Source organism: Microbacterium gorillae (assembly GCF_050990725.1).
Classification (GTDB): domain Bacteria; phylum Actinomycetota; class Actinomycetes; order Actinomycetales; family Microbacteriaceae; genus Microbacterium; species Microbacterium gorillae_A.
This window is the reverse complement of the sequence record NZ_CP158844.1, coordinates 2,937,888-2,957,029: the sequence shown is the minus strand read 5'-3', so window position 1 is coordinate 2,957,029 and position 19,142 is coordinate 2,937,888. Positions and strand designations below refer to the sequence as shown.

13 protein-coding genes and 1 pseudogene are annotated in these 19,142 nt (G+C 64.7%); 6 read left to right on the top strand and 8 right to left on the bottom strand.

Annotated features, from left to right (window positions below):
• Positions 1 to 245 precede the first annotated feature (245 nt).
• The 6 genes from ABTV68_RS13615 to mobF all read left to right on the top strand — a co-directional run bounded on the left by ABTV68_RS13615 (position 246) and on the right by mobF (position 10,404).
• Positions 246 to 2,990 carry a DUF4838 domain-containing protein gene (locus ABTV68_RS13615; RefSeq protein WP_433674248.1) on the top strand — a complete coding sequence of 915 codons (2,745 nt, stop codon included), beginning with the start codon at positions 246 to 248 and terminating at the stop codon, positions 2,988 to 2,990.
• Between the two features lie 123 nt (positions 2,991 to 3,113).
• Positions 3,114 to 3,704 (top strand): hypothetical protein, encoded by a 591-nt coding sequence (locus tag ABTV68_RS13610; protein WP_433674247.1) that lies wholly within the window; start codon positions 3,114 to 3,116, stop codon positions 3,702 to 3,704.
• 129 nt (positions 3,705 to 3,833) lie between these two features.
• Complete coding sequence (locus ABTV68_RS13605) at positions 3,834 to 4,817, top strand: COG1470 family protein (protein ID WP_433674246.1); 984 nt, start codon at positions 3,834 to 3,836, stop codon at positions 4,815 to 4,817.
• Positions 4,814 to 5,011 carry a twin-arginine translocase TatA/TatE family subunit gene (locus ABTV68_RS13600; protein WP_433674245.1) on the top strand — a complete coding sequence of 66 codons (198 nt, stop codon included), beginning with the start codon at positions 4,814 to 4,816 and terminating at the stop codon, positions 5,009 to 5,011. The genes ABTV68_RS13605 and ABTV68_RS13600 overlap by 4 nt, the downstream gene beginning before the upstream one ends.
• A 156-nt stretch (positions 5,012 to 5,167) precedes the next feature.
• Positions 5,168 to 8,623: a pyruvate carboxylase gene (locus tag ABTV68_RS13595; protein ID WP_433674244.1), complete on the top strand. Its 3,456-nt coding sequence runs from the start codon at positions 5,168 to 5,170 to the stop codon at positions 8,621 to 8,623.
• Between the two features lie 905 nt (positions 8,624 to 9,528).
• A complete protein-coding gene (mobF, locus tag ABTV68_RS13590; protein WP_433674243.1) occupies positions 9,529 to 10,404 on the top strand; it encodes a MobF family relaxase in 876 nt (291 codons plus the stop codon).
• Here mobF and ABTV68_RS13585 read toward each other — a convergent pair.
• The 8 genes and pseudogenes from ABTV68_RS13585 to ABTV68_RS13550 all read right to left on the bottom strand — a co-directional run bounded on the left by ABTV68_RS13585 (position 10,316) and on the right by ABTV68_RS13550 (position 19,142).
• Entirely contained in the window at positions 10,316 to 10,861 is a 546-nt protein-coding gene (locus ABTV68_RS13585) for a helix-turn-helix domain-containing protein (RefSeq protein WP_433677614.1), read from the bottom strand. The two genes, mobF and ABTV68_RS13585, sit on opposite strands and share 89 nt — an antisense overlap.
• 1,240 nt (positions 10,862 to 12,101) lie before the next feature.
• The gene (locus ABTV68_RS13580; RefSeq protein ID WP_433674242.1) at positions 12,102 to 12,359 is read right to left on the bottom strand and encodes a hypothetical protein; all 258 of its coding nucleotides are present in this window, start codon (positions 12,357 to 12,359) and stop codon (positions 12,102 to 12,104) included.
• Positions 12,359 to 13,477 carry a transaldolase gene (gene tal, locus ABTV68_RS13575; protein WP_433674241.1) on the bottom strand — a complete coding sequence of 373 codons (1,119 nt, stop codon included), beginning with the start codon at positions 13,475 to 13,477 and terminating at the stop codon, positions 12,359 to 12,361. The genes ABTV68_RS13580 and tal overlap by 1 nt, the downstream gene beginning before the upstream one ends.
• Positions 13,474 to 15,574 (bottom strand): annotated as a pseudogene (gene tkt / locus ABTV68_RS13570) (transketolase). Before tkt ends, tal begins: the two are co-directional and overlap by 4 nt.
• Positions 15,574 to 16,419, bottom strand: coding sequence for a purine-nucleoside phosphorylase (locus ABTV68_RS13565; RefSeq protein WP_433674240.1), 846 nt, complete (start codon positions 16,417 to 16,419; stop codon positions 15,574 to 15,576). The pseudogene tkt and the gene ABTV68_RS13565 overlap by 1 nt, the downstream one beginning before the upstream one ends.
• Positions 16,420 to 16,513: 94 nt before the next feature.
• Positions 16,514 to 17,356, bottom strand: a complete 843-nt coding sequence (locus ABTV68_RS13560) for a ribokinase (RefSeq protein WP_433674239.1) — start codon at positions 17,354 to 17,356, stop codon at positions 16,514 to 16,516.
• Entirely contained in the window at positions 17,353 to 18,258 is a 906-nt protein-coding gene (locus ABTV68_RS13555; RefSeq protein ID WP_433674237.1) for a nucleoside hydrolase, read from the bottom strand. Before ABTV68_RS13555 ends, ABTV68_RS13560 begins: the two co-directional genes overlap by 4 nt.
• A gap of 20 nt (positions 18,259 to 18,278) precedes the next feature.
• Positions 18,279 to 19,142 (bottom strand): carbohydrate ABC transporter permease, encoded by an 864-nt coding sequence (locus ABTV68_RS13550; protein ID WP_433674236.1) that lies wholly within the window; start codon positions 19,140 to 19,142, stop codon positions 18,279 to 18,281.

Below are 19,142 nucleotides of genomic sequence, written 5' to 3'. Positions count from 1 at the left end.
CGATTCGATGCGCTATGCGGTCCGAGAATGGCTCTGGTACTAGGGTGCCTGCCCGGTGGAAGCCCCAACGTCGATTGTGGCGGCCTTAGGTGGGCTGGGCGCGCTGGTCGTGCCCCGAGGCCCAACGCCGGGGTGACGATATCGCGTGGCCCTCCGCAAGACACATCGCCTCTAGCGGTCCAGGCAAGATCGATGGTACCGTCCTAGGACCTAAGACAAAGGTCCGGATCTAACCAGGAGGTAGCATGCACGGGTTCTCCCGTCGTTCATTCCTAGGGCTAGCCGCTGGTGTGGCCGTGGCTCCGTTTCTCATTCAGTCCGAGATAGCAAATGCGACGCAGGCCGCAGGTGGGCAGCCAGTGTCTATCGTCATCGGTGGGGAGGCGCGCGCCGTCGTCGTCGTTCCTGACAACACGAGCGCAGCGCTCCAGGCCACCGCGCAGGACCTTGTTTCGTACGTCCAACGCGTCTCCGGGGCGGTCCTGCCAATCCGATCCGCATCATTGGTCACCTCGGACCCCTCGATCGCCCAGATTCGCCTAGGGAGCGCCGCAACGGTTGAAAATGGGCAACCGCCGCTCGCAGACGGTCTCGATCCCGAGGGGTTCGTCATCCACGTCTTCGACCGGGTCATCTCAATCGTCGGGCCTAGCGATCCCGGCACCCAACTCGGAGTGACAAACTTCCTCGAGCAGTTCCTCGCGGTGCGCTGGCTTATGCCCACCGAGATCGGCATCGACACTCCATCGATGGCCGACGTTCACATCCCGGAGATAGTTCTGCGCAAGGAACCCGCGACTGGCACTCGCCAGGTCAGCCCTCTCTTTCAGAAAGGAGTTCCTCGCACCCGAGAATGGGCCGCTTGGGGCGAGCGCATGGGAATCGTCACCAGGAGAGTGGAATTCCATCACAACCTTTTCAACGTGATTCCTCCGGCAAAGTTTCGCAACACCCATCCCGAGTTCTTCCCGCTAAGGGGTGGCGTTCCATTCATTCCTGCAGACAACGTGCAGGTCGGGTGGCAGCCAAGATTCGGCGCTCCAGGAATCGCTGACGCAGCTGCCGAGCAGATCCTTGGTCTGCTGAGCCCCGACGCTACGTCATTCTCGCTGGGGGTAAATGATTCCGCTGGGTTCAGCGAGGATGAGATGGAAACGTCTCTTAATTCTTTCGGTTTTCCCAACGCCTCCGAAGCGTACTACCGCTTCGTCAATGCAGTGGCGGAGCGCTTGGAGAGTGTACGTCCCGATCTGAAGATCGGACTCCTTGCCTACACGAATGTCGCGGACCCGCCCACATTCGATCTGCATCCCAACATCGTCCCCTACCTCGCGCGCGACCGGGGGGTGTGGGCAAAGGAAGCCGATGCGCAAGAGGACCGAGACTGGACGGCGGAGTGGGCCACAAAAGGCGTCGAACTCGCCTGGTACGACTACGTCTACGGTGCACCCTACTGCGTACCGCGCATGCAGCTCGCAACTACCGCCGAAGCGCTGAGGTACGCGAAATCCGCGGGGGTGAAGCATCAATACTCCGAGCTCTATCCCAACTGGGGAGAGGGCCCAAAGCCCTGGGTGTACTCGAAACTACTCTGGGACCCCGACGCAGACCCCGGGGAACTCGTCCGAGAATGGTGCGAGCGGGCGGTCGGCCCACAGGCGGGAGCTGCGCTTGCCGAGTTCTACGAGCTTTGGGAGCACTTCTGGCTCACAGATGTGCCGCAGACCGACTGGTTCGGCAACACCCGCATCTATCAGCAACTCAACGACGCAGGCTATCTGATCGCTCTCGACCCGCAGACAATTGTCCGTGCCCGCCAGTTGATCGACTCCGTCGTAGCAACAGCCCCTGCGGGAAAAGCCCAGCAGAGAGCCGATCTTTTGCAGCGCGCTTTCGAGTACTACGAAGCCAGCGCGATTAGCTACCCGAAGCCGGTCGAACCCATCGTCAACGAGTCCGCGGCCCTGGGCGCTCTTCAGTCATCCTTTCAGCAGGTCGACCGCCGTGTTGCCCTCGGGACACGACGGATGGACATCGTCCGAGAGGTGGCAAGCGACCCGCTCCTGTTCCACAACCCGGAGCCAGCGGCGTGGTCGCTCATATGGTCCGGTTGGGACTTCCACACGATGTGGGCGATTCGCGAGTACATCCAAACCCACGAGCCAGCAGACGGTCCCGTCCGCCGTGAGGTGCGACGTCTTCTCGGAACAGGCACCGACAATCAACGCGCCTATGCAAACTGGCTGCAGGCTGCCGTGGACGGCGTCGTTGCACGCGGTGAGAGCATGTCCTTCGAGACGACTATCGCCCCGTGGACTCAGAACGACGGCTCGCAGCTTACTCAGAGTGTCCCAGCCCACGAGGGAAGTAAGGTGCTCCAACTGAGGGATGGGTACGCCGGCGCATTCACTCAATCGTTCGATGTGTCTCCTGGGCCGTTTACATTCTCGATCTGGTTCAGGAGTTCGACGGAAAGGCCACCGAGCGGATACTGCGGATTCGTCGCCTGCAACTTCCTCGATGCAAACGGCAAACTCGTGCGCCAATACCGCTCTGCTCGCGTAGCCCTCGACGCTGCGATAGGACGTTGGCGATCGGCAGTACTGGCAGAGATCGTCCCCGAAGGTGCGGTGCGCGTCACATGCCAGGTCATCTCCGAGTCCAACGGTGTCGTCTTCGTAGATGACGCCCAGTTCCTTCAGATCGCACAACCCGAAGTCTCCGTTTTGATCACGCCTCGTACCCTGGCCGGGAAGGTGAATCTATCCGTCGCGGTGACCAACGAATCCGACGTCCCCCTCAACGTGACGGTGAAAACTGACTACGGCAGCAAGTCATTCTCGAATGTCGCCGCCCGAAGCACCGTAAGCGCATCGGCTAGTTCGAAGCTGACTTCTATTCCGGCAGGAGAAGTCGTGGTGCGCGGTGTCGGAGCTTCTATCGATTCGACAAAGACCGTTCACTACGAGGGGTATTCTGCCACCTCCTGATGCACTTTCGGCGGTCATACGGGTGGAGAAGCGTAAGACCGCACGCCTCGGACCAAGGATGTGCCGAGACAAGTCAACTACACGTAGATAAGGAAATATTGTATGCCAGCTCACAAGCATCACATGACGGTCGCTGCTCTCGCGGCCCTCTTGTGCGCGGCCGTCGGCGCCGCCCCGGCTCATGGGCAGGAGATCATTGACGACAACGATGTTGAGGTCTCCGTCTCTGTCGCCGATCGATATCCGTCCGGTATTCTCGCCCTCACTGTCCAGAGCAATCAGACCGCGCTAACCGAAGTGAACACCGCTGATCCGACCCTTCGCGAATTTGTAGGTGCACTCCCTGCGGTGACAGTTACGGACACACGCAGCGACGTTCCGCAGACGCCGTGGTACGTTCTCGGAACAGCGGCGGATTTTGTGAGTGGCGCGAATGTGATCTCAGCAGATCATCTCGGGTGGACGCCGTCGCTCGCGGAGGACTACGGCAGCGTAGTCGAAGCCGGGTTCGACGTAGCAGCGGTAATCGACGACCCGGACAGCAGCGGCCTATCATCACCTGACGGCGAGCTTCTCTACGTCAACTGGGATCAGCTGGACACCTACGAGCCGGGATCGTGGACCGCTACGGCCGGATTGCAGCTCCGAGTCGACGCTGCAAATCTGTCGCCCGGAACATACACATCGGTAATCACCCTGTCCCTGTTCGAGTGAATCCGATTCGAAATGGGCACTCGAGCGGGCGTCATCATTCTCCTTTCCCTGATTGCTCTTCAAGTCGCACCCTACCTACCGGCCGATGGCGCCGCCCACGCAGCTGGCACCGACTCAGTCACTTGGACCGTGCAGCCCGCTGATAGCGAGGGCGCCGACGGACGCTCTCGGGTCGAGCACCAGCTTGATCCTGGGGAGAGCGTTCATGAATACCTATCCGTTCGAAACTTGAGTGAACGCGATGTCGTTTTCAGCCTTGGCGCGGCGGACGGGTACTTCACTAAGGCGGGCAGATTTAACATGCTCACCGCGGATCAGACCTCTGTAGATGCCGGCCTGTGGGTAGACGTTCAAGCGAGCATAACGGTGCCCGCAGGAGAGGAAGCCGTAGTTCCGTACACCGTAGCTGTTCCCGCCACTGCGGAGCCTGGCGACCACCTCGCCGGAATCGCTGCAAGCATCAGGAGCACCGGAAACGCGAGCCTTGGCATTGAATCGCGGGTGGGCTTCCGCGTGATGATCCGCGTTGCGGGAGAACTCGATCCGGCCGCAACCACCTCTTCAAGCGCCGAGTACTTCGGCTCCCTCAATCCGCTCAGTACGGGGGCGATGGCGGTCAGCTATCAGGCCACTAACACCGGTAACGCAAGGCTCCACATCACACTCAACGTCACCGCCCGGGCACTCTTCGGCCTCGTTGCGCTGCAGCTACCCACGCAGGAGATAGAGGACTTGGGGATAGGGCAGACTCAGAAGGGCGCGATCTCCATCCCGAACGTCTGGCCCCTCCTTCTCTATGACGTTGAAGCTAAGGCTGTCGCAACCGATGTGGTCAATGGAGGAGAACGATTCACGCTGACATCCGGCTCCACCGCTCTCGCGATGCCGTGGCCTCAGTTGGCGTCCATAGCCCTGACGATCGTGACGGTCTACTGCGCAGCCTTGCTTCACCGCCGCGCCCGACGGCGGCGCGCAGATCTTATCGAGGCAACGCGTCAGGAAGGAATCGAGATCGGGCGAGGGGTCGCATCACGTTCAGCGAACGTGTTGTCGAGGTCGGCATATTCGAGTATTGACCAGCGTCAAGACGATCGAGGCGAGGAATCGCAGTGATTGGAAATCTAACGGGATGGCACGGGCTGATTATCCTCGCAATCCTCCTGCTCATCTTTGGTGCGGCGAAGCTGCCGGCCCTAGCGAAAAGCCTGGGACAGTCCGCGCGGCTATTCAAGGGTGAGATGAGGGCAATGAAAGAAGACCCGTTGGACCCGGAAGAGCGCCTAGCGCCCCCCGACCAAACGCGCTAGACCATTATCCGTCCTCCGGTCACCAGCCCGGTCGAATCAGCCAAGCTCAGGGGGCCCGCTGCAGCAACGAGGACCGCAGCTACGACCACCGAATCACGTACCGGTGCACGGACTCCGACAGGGTTCCACTCGACTCAATTAGAAAGATACGACACGGTGTTTTCCAAAGTACTCGTGGCCAATCGCGGTGAGATTGCGATACGGGCCTTCCGGGCGGCAAATGAGCTGGGCGCGGCGACGGTGGCCGTTTATCCCTACGAGGATCGCAATTCGATGCATCGACTGAAGGCGGATGAGGCCTATCAGATCGGTGAGCAGGGGCACCCAGTAAGGGCCTACCTGGACGTGGCGGAGATTGTCCGCGTGGCATTATTGTCCGGCGCGGATGCGATCTACCCGGGATACGGATTCTTGTCGGAAAACCCAGAGCTTGCGGCCGCCGCCGCAGCAAATGGCATCACGTTCATCGGCCCTGCATCCCACGTCCTGAAGATGGCAGGAGACAAGGTCGCCGCCAAGGAACATGCGATCGCCGCCGGCGTTCCCGTGCTGCGTTCGACGGCAGCATCAAGAGACATTGACGAGCTTCTCGCCGGCGCGGATGCAGTCGGGTTTCCAATTTTCGCAAAGGCGGTCGCGGGCGGCGGTGGACGCGGAATGCGCCGCGTCGAAACCAAACAAGAGTTGCGTCCCGCTCTGGAGGCGGCGATGCGCGAAGCCAACGCCGCCTTCGGCAATTCCGCAATGTTCCTCGAGCAGGCAGTACTGCGGCCTCGCCATCTCGAGGTGCAGATCCTGGCGGATGCGGCGGGCACGACATTACATCTATTCGAGCGGGACTGCTCGGTGCAGCGACGCAATCAGAAGGTCGTGGAGATCGCTCCGGCGCCAAACATCTCCGATGAGCTGAGAGACGCGCTGCACCGGGACGCGATCGCGTTCGCCCGCTCGATCGAGTACGTCAATGCGGGGACGGTGGAGTTCCTCGTCGAGACGGAGGGGGAGCGTGCGGGCCAGCACGTGTTCATTGAGATGAACCCGCGAATCCAGGTGGAACACACGGTGACGGAGGAGGTCACGGATGTCGACTTGGTCCAATCGCAGATGCTCATCGCCTCCGGGAGCACGCTGGCCGATATCGGCCTCTCACAAGACCGGATCCGCTTGCACGGGGCGGCGCTCCAATGTCGAATCACGACGGAGGACCCGACCGACAACTTCCGTCCAGACACGGGACGTATTACGGCATATCGGTCACCGGGAGGTGCGGGGATCCGCCTGGATGGCGGCACAGTAGAAGTAGGGGTGCGGATCAGTCCGCACTTCGACAGCATGCTCGCGAAGATGTCGTGCCGCGGCCGTGACTTCCCAGCCGCGGTGCGGCGGGCGCGGCGGGGATTAGCAGAATTTCGCATACGCGGTGTCTCCACGAACATTCCGTTCCTGCAGGGTGTCCTGGATGACCCGGCATTCGCCGCGGGTGATCTGTCTACATCCTTTATCGAGGAACGGCCGTGGCTGGTCCGGGGTCGTGCGTCGAAGGACCGCGGCACAAAGATCCTGAATTGGCTCGCGGACGTAACCGTAAACCAACCCAACGGCACACCGATCACGGCCGCGCGCCCGGTCGACAAGCTTCCGCAGATTGACATTAAGGCGCCCGCCCCAGCGGGCAGCCGCCAGCGGTTGCGCGAGCTAGGCCCGAAAGGCTTCGCGCATGCGCTCCGTGCTCAGGCCGCGCTGGCGGTGACGGAGACGACGATGCGCGACGCGCACCAGTCTTTGCTCGCGACCCGCGTGCGCACGAAGGACCTCGTCGCGGTCGCGCCGCACGTGGCGCGGATGACGCCGCAATTGCTGAGCGTGGAGGCGTGGGGCGGAGCGACTTACGATGTCGCGCTCCGCTTCCTGGGGGAGGACCCGTGGGAGCGTCTCGCCGCCCTGCGAGAGGCATTGCCGAACGTGGCAATCCAGATGTTGCTGCGCGGCCGGAATACGGTCGGCTATACCCCTTACCCGACCGAGGTGACGGATGCATTTGTCGCAGAAGCGGCGAGAACGGGCATTGACATCTTCCGCATCTTCGACGCGCTGAACGACGTGACGCAAATGCGTCCCGCGATCGACGCGGTCCTCGCTACCGGCAAAAGCGTCGCTGAGGTCGCGGTCTGCTACACCGGTAACCTTCTGGATCCTGCAGAAGACCTCTACACCCTCGATTACTATCTCCGTCTCGGCGAGCAGATCGTCGAGGCCGGTGCCCACATCCTCGCGATCAAGGATATGGCGGGTCTGTTGCGCCCCGCCGCGGCCGCGCGGTTGGTGTCTGCGTTCCGAGATCGGTTCGATGTTCCCGTGCACGTGCACACCCACGACACTGCCGGTGGTCAGCTCGCCACCCTCCTGGCCGCGTCCGCGGCGGGGGCGGATGCGGTGGATGTTGCGTCGGCACCTATGTCTGGCACCACAAGCCAACCCTCCTTGTCCGCCCTGGTCGCCGCTCTCGCGCACACCGACCGCGACACAGGTCTCGACCTCCGGTCAGTAAGCGATCTCGAGCCATACTGGGATGCCGTCCGCAAGGTCTACGCTCCGTTCGAGTCCGGCCTTCCAAGCCCCACCGGCCGTGTCTATCGCCATGAGATCCCAGGCGGACAACTGTCAAATCTGCGTCAGCAAGCCCTGGCCCTCGGCCTCGCCGACGATTTCGAGCTAATTGAGGACCTATACGCTTCGGCGAACACTATCTTGGGCCGAATCCCGAAGGTCACCCCGTCCTCGAAGGTCGTCGGCGATCTCGCCCTCCACCTTGCGGCCGTGAAAGCCGACCCCGCCGACTTCAGTGAGAAGCCCGAGAATTACGACATTCCCGACTCCGTGATCGGGTTCATGGCCGGCGAACTAGGCGAGTTGCCCGGCGGATGGCCCGAGCCATTTCGCACCAAAGTCCTTCAGAACCGCGACATCGAGGTCGGCATCACTCCCATCGCCGACCGCGACCGCCGCAACCTCAGCCTCGATGCGGACTCTGCGACGCGCCGGCACACGCTGAACCTGCTGTTGTTCCCCGCCCCGACCCGTGCCTTCGAGCAGAATCGAGACTTGTTTGGCGACCTGTCGCTCCTGGACACTGTCGACTACCTCTACGGCCTTCGGCAAGGTGAGGAGCACGTCGTCGAGATCAGTCCGGGCGTCAAGCTCTACCTCGGGCTCGAGGCGATCTCAGAACCCGACGAGTGCGGTATGCGCACCGTGATGACCACCCTGAACGGTCAGCTGCGGCCGGTGTTCGTGCGCGACCGCTCCGTGGAGGTCGACATCAAGCAAGCCGAGAAGGCAGACACCGGCCGGCCGGGCCAAGTGCCCGCGCCGTTCGCCGGCGTCGTGACGCTCCAGATCGCTGTCGGAGACACCGTCGCTTCGGGCGAGGCCATCGCCACCATCGAGGCCATGAAGATGGAGGCCACCATCACCACCCCGGTGACCGGCACCGTCAGCCGCCTTGCCGTCGACACCACGCATCAAGTCGAAGCAGGAGATCTTCTAGCCGTCATCACGCCCAGCGCTTCGCTAGCGTCTACCGGACGAAGCGAGTTCAAGGACGTCGAGTGAGGGTCCATATTTCTCGCTCATTTCAACTTCACGCTCCGTCTGGCACCGTTCGATCACCCTGGCGGCCGGGCCGTCACTGCGAGCTGCGCAAGGGTTGCGAAGGGTGAGCAGGCCTCAGCGGGCCCCCGTAATGCCTTTGGTCGCGACGAGGTGTTGCTGCAGGTGCCACATTTGGCGGACGAGCGGCTCTTCTGCTGGCGACGCTGCGTATCATCAGATCTGCGCGTGAGGGAGGAGGACGCGCCCCAGCCTGACTATGCGATGAGCGCCCGTCGCGGCTCGCGACGGTTGAACACAGCGCCGCCCACTCCGCAATCTCACTCGAGCATGAGCCCCGGGTCGACCGAGTAGCCGAGGTTCTGCGTTGACCGGAGGCGTGGGCGATCTCCCTCTACCCTCTTCGGTGCGCGCGAAACGAGGGACGCGGTCAGCTCGGTAACCCGGGCGAGATACGCGTCCACATCGTGCGAGTCGGGAGTACCGGGATCGCGAGGTCGGGCGCCAGGACATCGAGCAGGTAGCGCGGGCCCAGGCCGAGGACGAAGGCGGGATCGGCGAGCTGCCGCCCTCTCGCCGGCGGCACACAGCCTCGTCCCCGCCCTGCGCCGAGATGAACGCGATTTCTCGGTTCGCGCCGCAGGAACCTGGAGGACGTCTCGGGAGAATGCGGCCTCGTCAGACCTCGACGCTGCTGAACCCGTGCGGTGGAGTCGGGTACCGACTGACCACCGGCCGTTCCCCTCATCACGATCGACGACTCCCTTCTGCCGGACGGCGGTGGGATGTCGGTGCGCAGTAAGACGCGCGAGCTCCACCGACGCGCCGAGCTGAGCGACGGACGATCTGGCCCCCAACCATCAAAACCGCAACACCACCTCCTTCATGTGACAGTCTTAATCCGTGTGATGCGTGCAGGGCAGGGATATCGATATCTGCTCAGCTCGGTTGTCGCCGGAGACGGGGACCTCGACGCAGCGTCAGCGCTGAGCGGGTACTACGCGAAGGCGGGGACACCGCCGGGTACATGGATGGGCGTCGGCCTTAAGGGGTTGCGCACCATCACCCAGGGCGACCGCGTGCTCGAGAAGCAGTTGCGCCGGCTGATCGGATACGGGCAACATCCGGACACGGGAAAGTTGCTCGGCCGTGCCTACCGACAGTTCGCGACGGTCGACCAGCGGATCGAGCGTCGAGTCGACCGGTTGCCGAAGGAGCTTGATGAGGTCGCGCGTGGCTCGCAGAGAGCGAGGATCATCGCTGAAGAGGCCCGCAGGCCGACGGGCTCGCCAGTAGCCGGCTTCGATCTCACGTTCTCCGCGTCCAAGTCCGTCTCCACGCTCTGGGCGGTCAGCGACGAGGGCACCCAAGCACTCATCGCCGACGCGCACCACCAAACGATTAGGGACGTTCTGGAAATCGTCGAGCGTGATGTGGCGATGACTAGGGTTGGGACGGAGGGTCCGCGCGGGGCGGTCGCGCAGGTCGAGGTTCGTGGGGTCGTCGCTGCGGCTTACGACCACTACGACTCGCGAGCGTCGGACCCGCAGCTGCACACTCACGTCGTCATCGCCAATCGAGTGCAGGGCGTGTACGACGGCAAATGGCGCACTCTCGACTCCCGGGCGCTGCATGCCGCCGTAACAGGGCTATCGGAGCACTACAACGCCGTGCTCTCCGATCATCTGACGCGTCTTATCGCCGTCTCCTGGGAGGAGCGGGAACGCGACTGGCAGCTGATCGGCTACGCCAGCCGGTCTTCTGTGCGGCTTCCGCGACAGTGATATCCGACGTGATGAGCAGTTCGGCCATCACCTCGGTGCGCCTGCGCCACAGGTAGGCCCCTGGGGGTACGCCGAATGCTGACCGGAACAGCCGAGACAGCTGTGAAGGCGACAGAGCGACTGATGCAGCGAGGTCGTGGATGCTCCAGGGGTGGGCGATTGAATCCTCTACCAGACGTTGCGCTTTGGAAACCTCAGGCCTGAGGTGCGCCCCGGACCTAACCAACCGAGGCCCTGAGGGAGAGCGGTGGCGCGGGTCGAGGAGGTCTAGGACCTCCGACGCGCGGGCGAGCCGGTCGTAGTGTGTAAGGGAATTGTGTCGCTCGAGCGCAGCGAGTTCGAGCAAGGGCTCGCGGATGGAACGCAGGCCCTCGTCGCCGACATACGCCGCTGCCGGACGCGGCGGTGATGAAGTCGCCGATCCGACTGCCGGGCTCAAGATATTCGTCGGTGGCATCCACTTTGCGTGAGATGCGGCGAACTCCTCATCAATAGCCCAGGAAACTGCACGCATCGGTCGCAGCGTCTCATGTGTCGCTTGCGTCCCTCGGGGCAAGGCGAACACGACCCCCTCGCGCGCGAGCACAGTGCCGTCGGCGAGACGAACGATCGCTTGCCCGGAGACTACGAACACCAGGAGGAACGACGACGCCTCGATTATCCCTGAACGGCTTGTCATCGTTTCGTGCACCACCAGGGGTCGTCGCGTATCCTCGGGTCTTGCGGAGGTAGTGGATTCTCCGCCTGAGACAATCACCGTGACCGATTTCGATTCCGCCAGTCAGGCGATCGATGCGGAGACGCGAGCTCAATGCGTCGATATCGAGGGCCCTGCTTCTGTGATGCCCAGGACGCCCCGCGATAGGCACTGTTCGCTGTTCGTGACGCGAGGAAGATGGACGTGGAGCTGCGCGGACTACGCCGATGAGAATCGAAGTTCAAGACGAGTTTGAATCTCATAGGCAGGTCGCCGGCGAATGGGCAGTGGCATGCCTTCGGAGCGCTGGTCTTGGTTCTTGGTTCAGCCCTCATCTCAGGGCTCGTGTGGCCTGCGGGGCACGGACAGGAGTCGTAGTGACCGATTCGCTAGCGTACTTGTACCAGGCGACGTGGATGGCTCCGGAGGCGTGGTTCGTCCGGAGTGTGTTCTCGTTGAGATCCGTGTCGAGTAGGTCCCCTTGGATAAGCGGAGCGTCTCGGGAAAGACGTGTGCGTGGCCGATCGACAGGTTGTCCAGCGCGATCGTGTGCAGTCCTGAAGCCCGCGAGCGATTCTACGATGTGAGCACCGATGTACACGCCGCCGCCGGTGACTACCCAACTCATGGATGTGCCTTTCGTGAGCAAGGCAGACCCCCAATGCTTGGAGTTTGCGCCGCTCATGGTGGGTGTGCGGTCCCTATCTGGTTGTCGTGGTCGTTGTGCGCGACGAGCTGGTCGGTGCCCTTGTCCTGCGCCGCGACGAGCGAGGATTCGACGTAGGCGCCGCCGGCTAAGGCCTGGATGACGCTGCGAACATGGGCGCGACTCTGGCCAAAGTCGCCGTTGTGGCAGCCGCCGGTTGCGACCGATCTGTGGTGTTGGTGAGACGCTCGAGGAGCGCAAACTCTGACTGGCTCGGCAGTTGTCACCGCCCGGCCAGCGTTTGAGACCGCGTGCCCGACCTTGAGGGAACCAAAGCTGCTCGATGGGGCCCAGTTAGCCCGTCGATACTTCAGCGTGATCGGCGCGGCGGCGACGATCCGTCTTCGCGATCTTGACGATGTAGAAGATGTCGATTATCGCGACGGCGGCGTTCACTGCGGCCATGGGCCAGGTTTCCACTAGGGCGTTGTAGCCGATAAGGATGACGGAGGCGATGAGATTCAGGATGCGGAGTCGCATCATCCCGCCCTGAAGGAGGGAGATGACAAGGAGCGCAGAGCCGGCCCAGCCGACAGCTTCGATAAGGGGCATCAGGCATCCTTCGTGCGGAGAAGGGCTTCGGCGACAGTACGCCTGAGGTCGTGCCAAGAAGTGACGAACTTGTCAACGCCTTCGTCTTCGAGCAACTGGGTGGCGGCGGCGAGGTCGATGCCGACGGCGGCGAGGTCGGCGAAGAGCTTGTGCGCCGCGTCGTACGTGCCGGTGATCGTGTCGTCGGCGACTTCGCCGTGATCGAACGTGGCCTCGAGAGTCTTCTCGGGCATCGTGTTCACGGTGTGGCGAGCGGCGAGCTCGGTGACGTAGAGCGTGTCGGGGAGCGCCGGGTCCTTGACGCCGGTGGAGGCCCAGAGCGGGCGCTGCACGTTGCCGCCGGCCGCGACGAGCTCCTGAGCGCGGGGCTCGGCGAAGCGCTGCTCGAACAACTCGTATGCGAGGCGCGCGTTGGCGAGGCCCGCCTGCGACGTCATCGCGAGCGCCGCGTCGGTGCCGATCGCAGCGAGGCGCTTGTCGACCTCGGTGTCGACGCGGGAGACGAAGAACGACGCGACGGAGTGGATGCCGCCGAGGTCGTGCCCGTTCGTCTTCGCCTGCTCGAGGCCGGCGAGGTACGCGTCGATGACCTCGCCGTAGCGCTCGAGCGAGAAGATCAGGGTCACGTTGACCGAGATGCCGGCCGCGAGCGTCGCGGTGATGGCGGGCAGGCCCGCCTTCGTCGCGGGGATCTTGATGAGCGCGTTGGGACGGTCGACCCTGGCCCAGAGCTGCTGCGCCTCGGCGACCGTCGCGGCGGTGTCGTGGGCGAGGTCGGGGGAGACCTCGATCGACACGCGCCCGTCGACGCCGCCCGTCGCGTCGAAGACGGGACGGAAGATGTCGGCGGCATCCGCGACATCGGTCGTCGTGATCTCGAAGATCGCCTCGTCGGCCGACACGCCACGCGCCGCGAGCGCGGCCAGCGAGGCGTCGTACGAGTCGTCGTCCTTGTTGCCGATCGCGGCCTGGAAGATCGACGGGTTCGTCGTCACACCGGACACGTTGCGCGTCTCGATGAGGTCGGCGAGGTTGCCCGAGTCGATGCGCTTGCGGCTCAGGTCGTCGAGCCAGATGCTGACACCGGCGGCGGCGAGGTCCTGCGTGGGGGTGCTCATGCGTTGTTCTCCTTGACGGTCTCGCGGGCCGCTTCCACGACTGCATCGGCGGTGACGCCGAATTTCTCGAACAGGGTCTTATAGTCGGCGGACGCGCCGAAGTGGTCGATGCCGATGGTGCGGCCCGTGTCGCCGACGATGCTCCGCCACAGCGGGGTCGAGCCCGCCTCGACGGAGACGCGGGCCTTCACGGCCGCCGGGAGGACCGACTCGCGGTACTCGGTGGTCTGCTCGGCGAACCACTCGAGCGAGGGCGCCGACACCACGCGCGCTCGGATGCCGTCGCCGGCGAGGGTCTCGCGGGCCTGGACGGCGAGCTGCACTTCGGAACCGGTCGCGATGAGGATCACGTCGGGGGTGCCGTCGGCGCCTTCTTCGGCATCGGGGGCGTCGATGAGGACGTACGCGCCCTTCGCGACGCCGTCCGTCGTCGCGAAGCCCTGCTCGCCACGCGGGAACACCGGGATGTTCTGGCGAGTCAGGGCGATGCCGGTGGGGCTGCCCGTGGTGCGGCGCACGATCTCGAGCCACGCGGCGGAGGTCTCGTTCGCGTCGGCGGGACGCACGACCGTGAAGTTCGGGATGAGGCGCAGCGTCGAGAGCTGCTCGATCGGCTGGTGGGTGGGGCCGTCCTCGCCGAGCGCGACGGAGTCGTGCGTCCACACGAACACGGACGGGATGTCCATGAGCGCGGCCAGGCGCACCGGGGGGCGCATGTAGTCGGAGAAGATCAGGAACGTGCCGCCGAACGGCCGGGTGGGCCCGTGCAGCTTGATGCCGTTGACGATCGCGCCCATGGCATGCTCCCGGATGCCGAAGTGCAGCACCCGCCCGTAGGGGTCACCCGACCACTCGTGGGTCGACCATTCGGCCGGGATGAAGCTCTGGGCATCCTTGATAGTCGTCAGGTTCGACTCGGCGAGGTCGGCCGACCCCCCCCAGAGCTCCGGGAGCCGCGCAGCGAGCGCGTTGATGACCTGGCCCGATGCGGCGCGGGTCGAGACGTCCTTGCCCGCCTCGAACGTCGGCGCCGTGAGGTCGTTGGGCAGCTGCCCCGCCTCGAGGCGGTCCAGCAGCGCCTTGCGCTCCGGGTTCGCCGCGGCCCACGCGTCGAAGTCCGCCTGCCACGCCGTGCGTGCCTGGGTGGCCCGATCGCCGAGCTCGCGGGTGTGGGCGATGACGTCGTCGGCGACGGCGAAGTGCTGATCGGGGTCGAACCCGAGGACCTTCTTCGTCGCAGCGAGCTCGTCCGCGCCGAGGGCGGACCCGTGGATCTTGCCGGTGTTCTGCTTGCCCGGCGAGGGGTATCCGATGATCGTCTTCAGGATGATCAGCGACGGCTTGCCGGTCTCGCCCTGCGCGGCCTCGATCGCGGCGTACAGCTCGGCGACATCCTCGACGTACTCGCCGGTCTTCTTCCAGTCCACGACCTGGACCTGCCAGCCGTACCCCTCGTACCGGCGCGCGACGTCCTCCGTGAAAGCGACGTTCGTGTCGTCCTCGATCGAGATCTGGTTGGAGTCGTAGATCGCGATCAGGTTCCCGAGTTCCTGGTGGCCCGCGAGGCTGGATGCCTCCGACGTGACACCCTCCTGGAGGTCGCCGTCACCGGCGATCACGTAGACGAAGTGGTCGAACGGGGATGTGCCCGCAGCGGCGTCCGGGTCGAACAGGCCGCGCTCGTATCGGGCCGCGTACGCGAACCCGACCGCGGATGCGAGGCCCTGACCCAGCGGGCCCGTCGTGATCTCCACACCCTTCGTGTGTCCGTACTCGGGGTGCCCCGGCGTCAGCGACCCCCACGTGCGGAGCTCCTCGAGGTCCTTCAGCTCGAGCCCGAACCCCCCCCAGATACAGCTGCACGTACTGCGTCAGCGACGAGTGGCCCGCGGACAGGACGAACCGGTCGCGGCCGAGCCAGTGCGTATCGGCCGGGTCGTGGCGCAGCACCCGCTGATACAGCAGGTACGCCGCGGGAGCCAGGCTCATCGCCGTGCCGGGGTGGCCGTTGCCCACCTTCTCGACGGCATCCGCCGCGAGCACACGCGCGGTATCCACCGAGCGCCGGTCGATCGCCGTCCATTTGAGGTTCGTCATCAGTCGGTCCCTTCGGTTGGGTTGGTCGCAGCAGCGACGACGCGGGCGAGGAGGGGGCCGAGGGTGGCTTCGGCGGCGCGTCCGGCTTCGAGGACCTCTTCGTGATTCAGGATCGTCCCTTGCAGCCCGGCGCCGAGGTTGGTGACGAGTGACAGCGCGCAGACATCCATGCCCGAGTGACGCGCGGCGATCGCTTCGAGCGTCGTCGACATGCCGACGACGTCCGCGCCGAGAGACGCGAGCATCCGCACCTCGGCGGGTGTCTCATAGTGCGGTCCGGGAAGCTGCGCATACACGCCTTCCTGCAAATCGGGGGCGACGCTGCGTGCGATGTCGCGGAGGCGCGAGGTGTACAGGTCGGTCAGATCGACGAAGTCTGCGCCGACCAGCGGCGATCGGGCGGTGAGGTTAAGGTGGTCGGCGATGAGCAGAGGCTGCCCCGGTGAGAGGCGGGTGGTGACGGCGCCGGCGCCGTTGGTCAGGAACATCGTCTTCGCGCCCAACTGCGCCGCAGTGCGGACGCCATGGACGACGGCGTCGATGCCGTGGCCTTCGTAAAGGTGGGTGCGCGCGCCAATGACCAGCACGTGCGTCCCGTGCGGTGTGCGGTAGATGCGGAGGGCGCCGGAGTGTCCGAGAACTGCGGCGCGGCGGAACCCCGTCACTGTGGCCGCGTCGATCTCGCTGACCAGCTCGCCGAGGTGCTGATCGGCGGACTTCCACCCGCTTCCGAGCGTCACTGACGCGTCGATGGTCGTGACGCCGGTCATCTGCCGGATCTCATCGGCTGCGTGCAGTGCATGCGCGAGGGGATGCTCCCGCGCAGCGGTGGTGTCGTTCGTCATGGTCTCGCTCCTGGAAGTCGATCTGGGCATGGCGCGTCGCCCCGGTCACGTGAGACGTGCGGGCTGGGGTGAGTCGCGGGGAGGTCGGGTGTCGCTAGGGGTGCGCGGCGTAGGTGTCGAGCGATTCGAGCAGCGGTTGGGATCCGGGGTCGGTGACGGCGGCCGCGCCGACGGCGCAGGCGCGGTGCAGCGCGGTGGCGTCGTCATCTCCGCGGAGGAGTCCGAGGGTGAGCGCTGCGGCGAAAGCGTCTCCTGCCCCGACAGTGCTGACGACGCGTGGGGCGGCGACGGCGGCGCGTGCGGTCTCGACACCGTTTCGGTAGAGCACTGCGCCGCGTGCACCGAGCGTGAGTGCGAGGATGCGCGCGTTGCGGAGTTCCGGGAGTTCGTCGAGCTCTGTCTCGTTGACGATCGCGAGGTCGACGCGCTCGGCGAGGCCAGCCGGGAGGGGTTGTGCCGGTGAGACGTTGAGCGCGAAGAAGCCCGTGGTTCGATTGGCTACGGCGGTGACAACATCGACGGGGATCTCCAGTTGCGCGAGGACGGCGGACTCCGGGTCGATGGCGATGGCGTCCGGGGCGACGTGTTCGTTCGCCCCCGGGCACACCACGATCGAGTTCTCGCCCTCGGCATCTACCACGATCAGCGCGGTGCCGGTGGGGGCGGCCGCGGTCTGCATCTGTGCGACGTCCACCCCGGCGCGGGAGAGGCTTTCGATCATATGCTGCCCGTCGGAGTCGGCGCCGACTGCGCCGACGAGTCGGACGTCACCGCCGAGGCGTGCTGCGGCGATGGCTTGATTGGCGCCCTTGCCGCCCGCTTCGCGTGTCAGGGTGGCGCCTCCGACGGTCTCGCCGCGTCGAGGTGCGCGGACGGTGTGTGCGATGAAGTCGACATTGATGGAACCGAGGACCGTGAGCGCGGGTCCGGTGGTCATCCGGCGCTCCCGGCGACGGCGGTGCGGGTGCTGCCTTCGATGATTCCGTCGACGAGCTGAGTTCGCGTGCCGTCGATGTCAATGCCGGTCACGACTCGTGTCGCCCCGCGTTCGAGGTTGAGGGTGCTAACGCCGAGGGTGTCGCCGCTGCCGATCTTCACGTGTCCGGGGCTGGACAGGGTGAAGAGGTGGGGTTCGGTGAGGGTGAGCACGGTGATCGGGTCGTGGGGAACGTTCCATTCGGTGTTCCAGAACGCCCACCACTGCTCGATCTCGGCGCGGATCGTTGCGCCCAGGTCGCCGGCGGCGGCGATCCGGTCGAGATCGTCGCGTGCGATCTGGAGCTGTCGCGTGATCTCGAGGCCTGTGATCGTCGTTGGGATGCCCGCGTCGAACACGATCGTCGCTGCGTCGACATCGGACACGAAATTGTGTTCGGCTTCGCCGGCTGCGAAGTCGCCGCCCATCACCCACAGGTGGCGCACCGAGGATGCGAAGGCAGGGTCGGCGGTGATGGCCGCGGCGATGTTGGTGAGCGGTCCGATCGCGATCACGTCGAGCTCGCCGGGCGAGGCGGTGACGGTGTCGACGAGGAAGCGCACGGCGTCGTCCGAGTCGTAGGTGTCCTTCTCCAGCTCGGGGTAGAGGTCGCCTTCGTGGCCGGCCCACCACACGTCACGTCCGGAGAGGGGCTTCTGGATGCCCGCGTGCACGGGCGCGTCCGCGCCGGCCAGCGTCAGGACGCGCTGGGCGAGGCGTGCGCGCAGCGCGGTGTCGCCGTACACGGTGGTGATGCCCACCAGGTCGACCGTGGGGGTACCGAGGATCAGTGCGAGTGCCATCAGGTCGTCGACGTCGCTGCCGATGTCGGTGTCGAGGATGACGCGGTGAAGGGAAGTCATGGGTGTTCTCCTTGAAGCCGTTATTTGAGTCCGGATGTGGCCACGGACTGGATGAAGTACCGCTGGAATCCGAGGATGATCGCGAGCGGGATGAGGACGAGGATCATGGATGCCGCGAACAGCACGCCGTAGTCGACCTGGAACTGTCCTTGTAGGTTGGACAGGGCGACGGGGCCGAGGATGTGTTCTTTGTCGGTTCCCATGAGCAGCGGCCAGACGTAGGCCTGCCACTGGAAGAGGAAGAGCATGAGTCCGGCGCCGATGAGAGCGGGGCGCGACAGCGGCAGATAGACCTTGGTGAAGATCCCCCACCAGCCGAGCCCGTCGAGTCGGCCGGCTTCCACGATCTCCTCGGGGATGGCGAGGAAGAAGGTGCGCAGCAGGAAGATCGCCATGCCGTTCCCGATGCCGGGAAGGATGAGTCCGACGAACGTGTTTTGCAGGTTCCAGTCGCGGAACATGTCGGCCAGCGGGATCGCGATCGCGTCGAACGGGATGAGGAAGGACAGGATGATGACCGAGAACAGGGCCCCCTGACCGCGGAACCGGAACGCGGAGAGCCCGAAGGCGGCGCTGGCGCACACGGCGAGACCGACGACGACCGTGACCAGACTGACGATCAACGAGTTGACGATTGCCCGCCAGAGGTCGGTGTCCAGCAGTGCAATGTAGTTGTCGAGAGTCGGAGTGGTCGTGAAGAAGGTCTGCCACTGCAACGGGTTGAGGTAGCTGAACGTCTCGGCGCCGGGACGCAGCGAGTTGATGAACGACCACCACAGTGGCGTCAGAAACGCGATGCCGACGGTGATCGCCAGGAGCGTCGTCCAGATGTAGAGGACGGTGCGCCGCGAGAAGCGTCGACGCGTGGGATTCAGGGTGGTCAT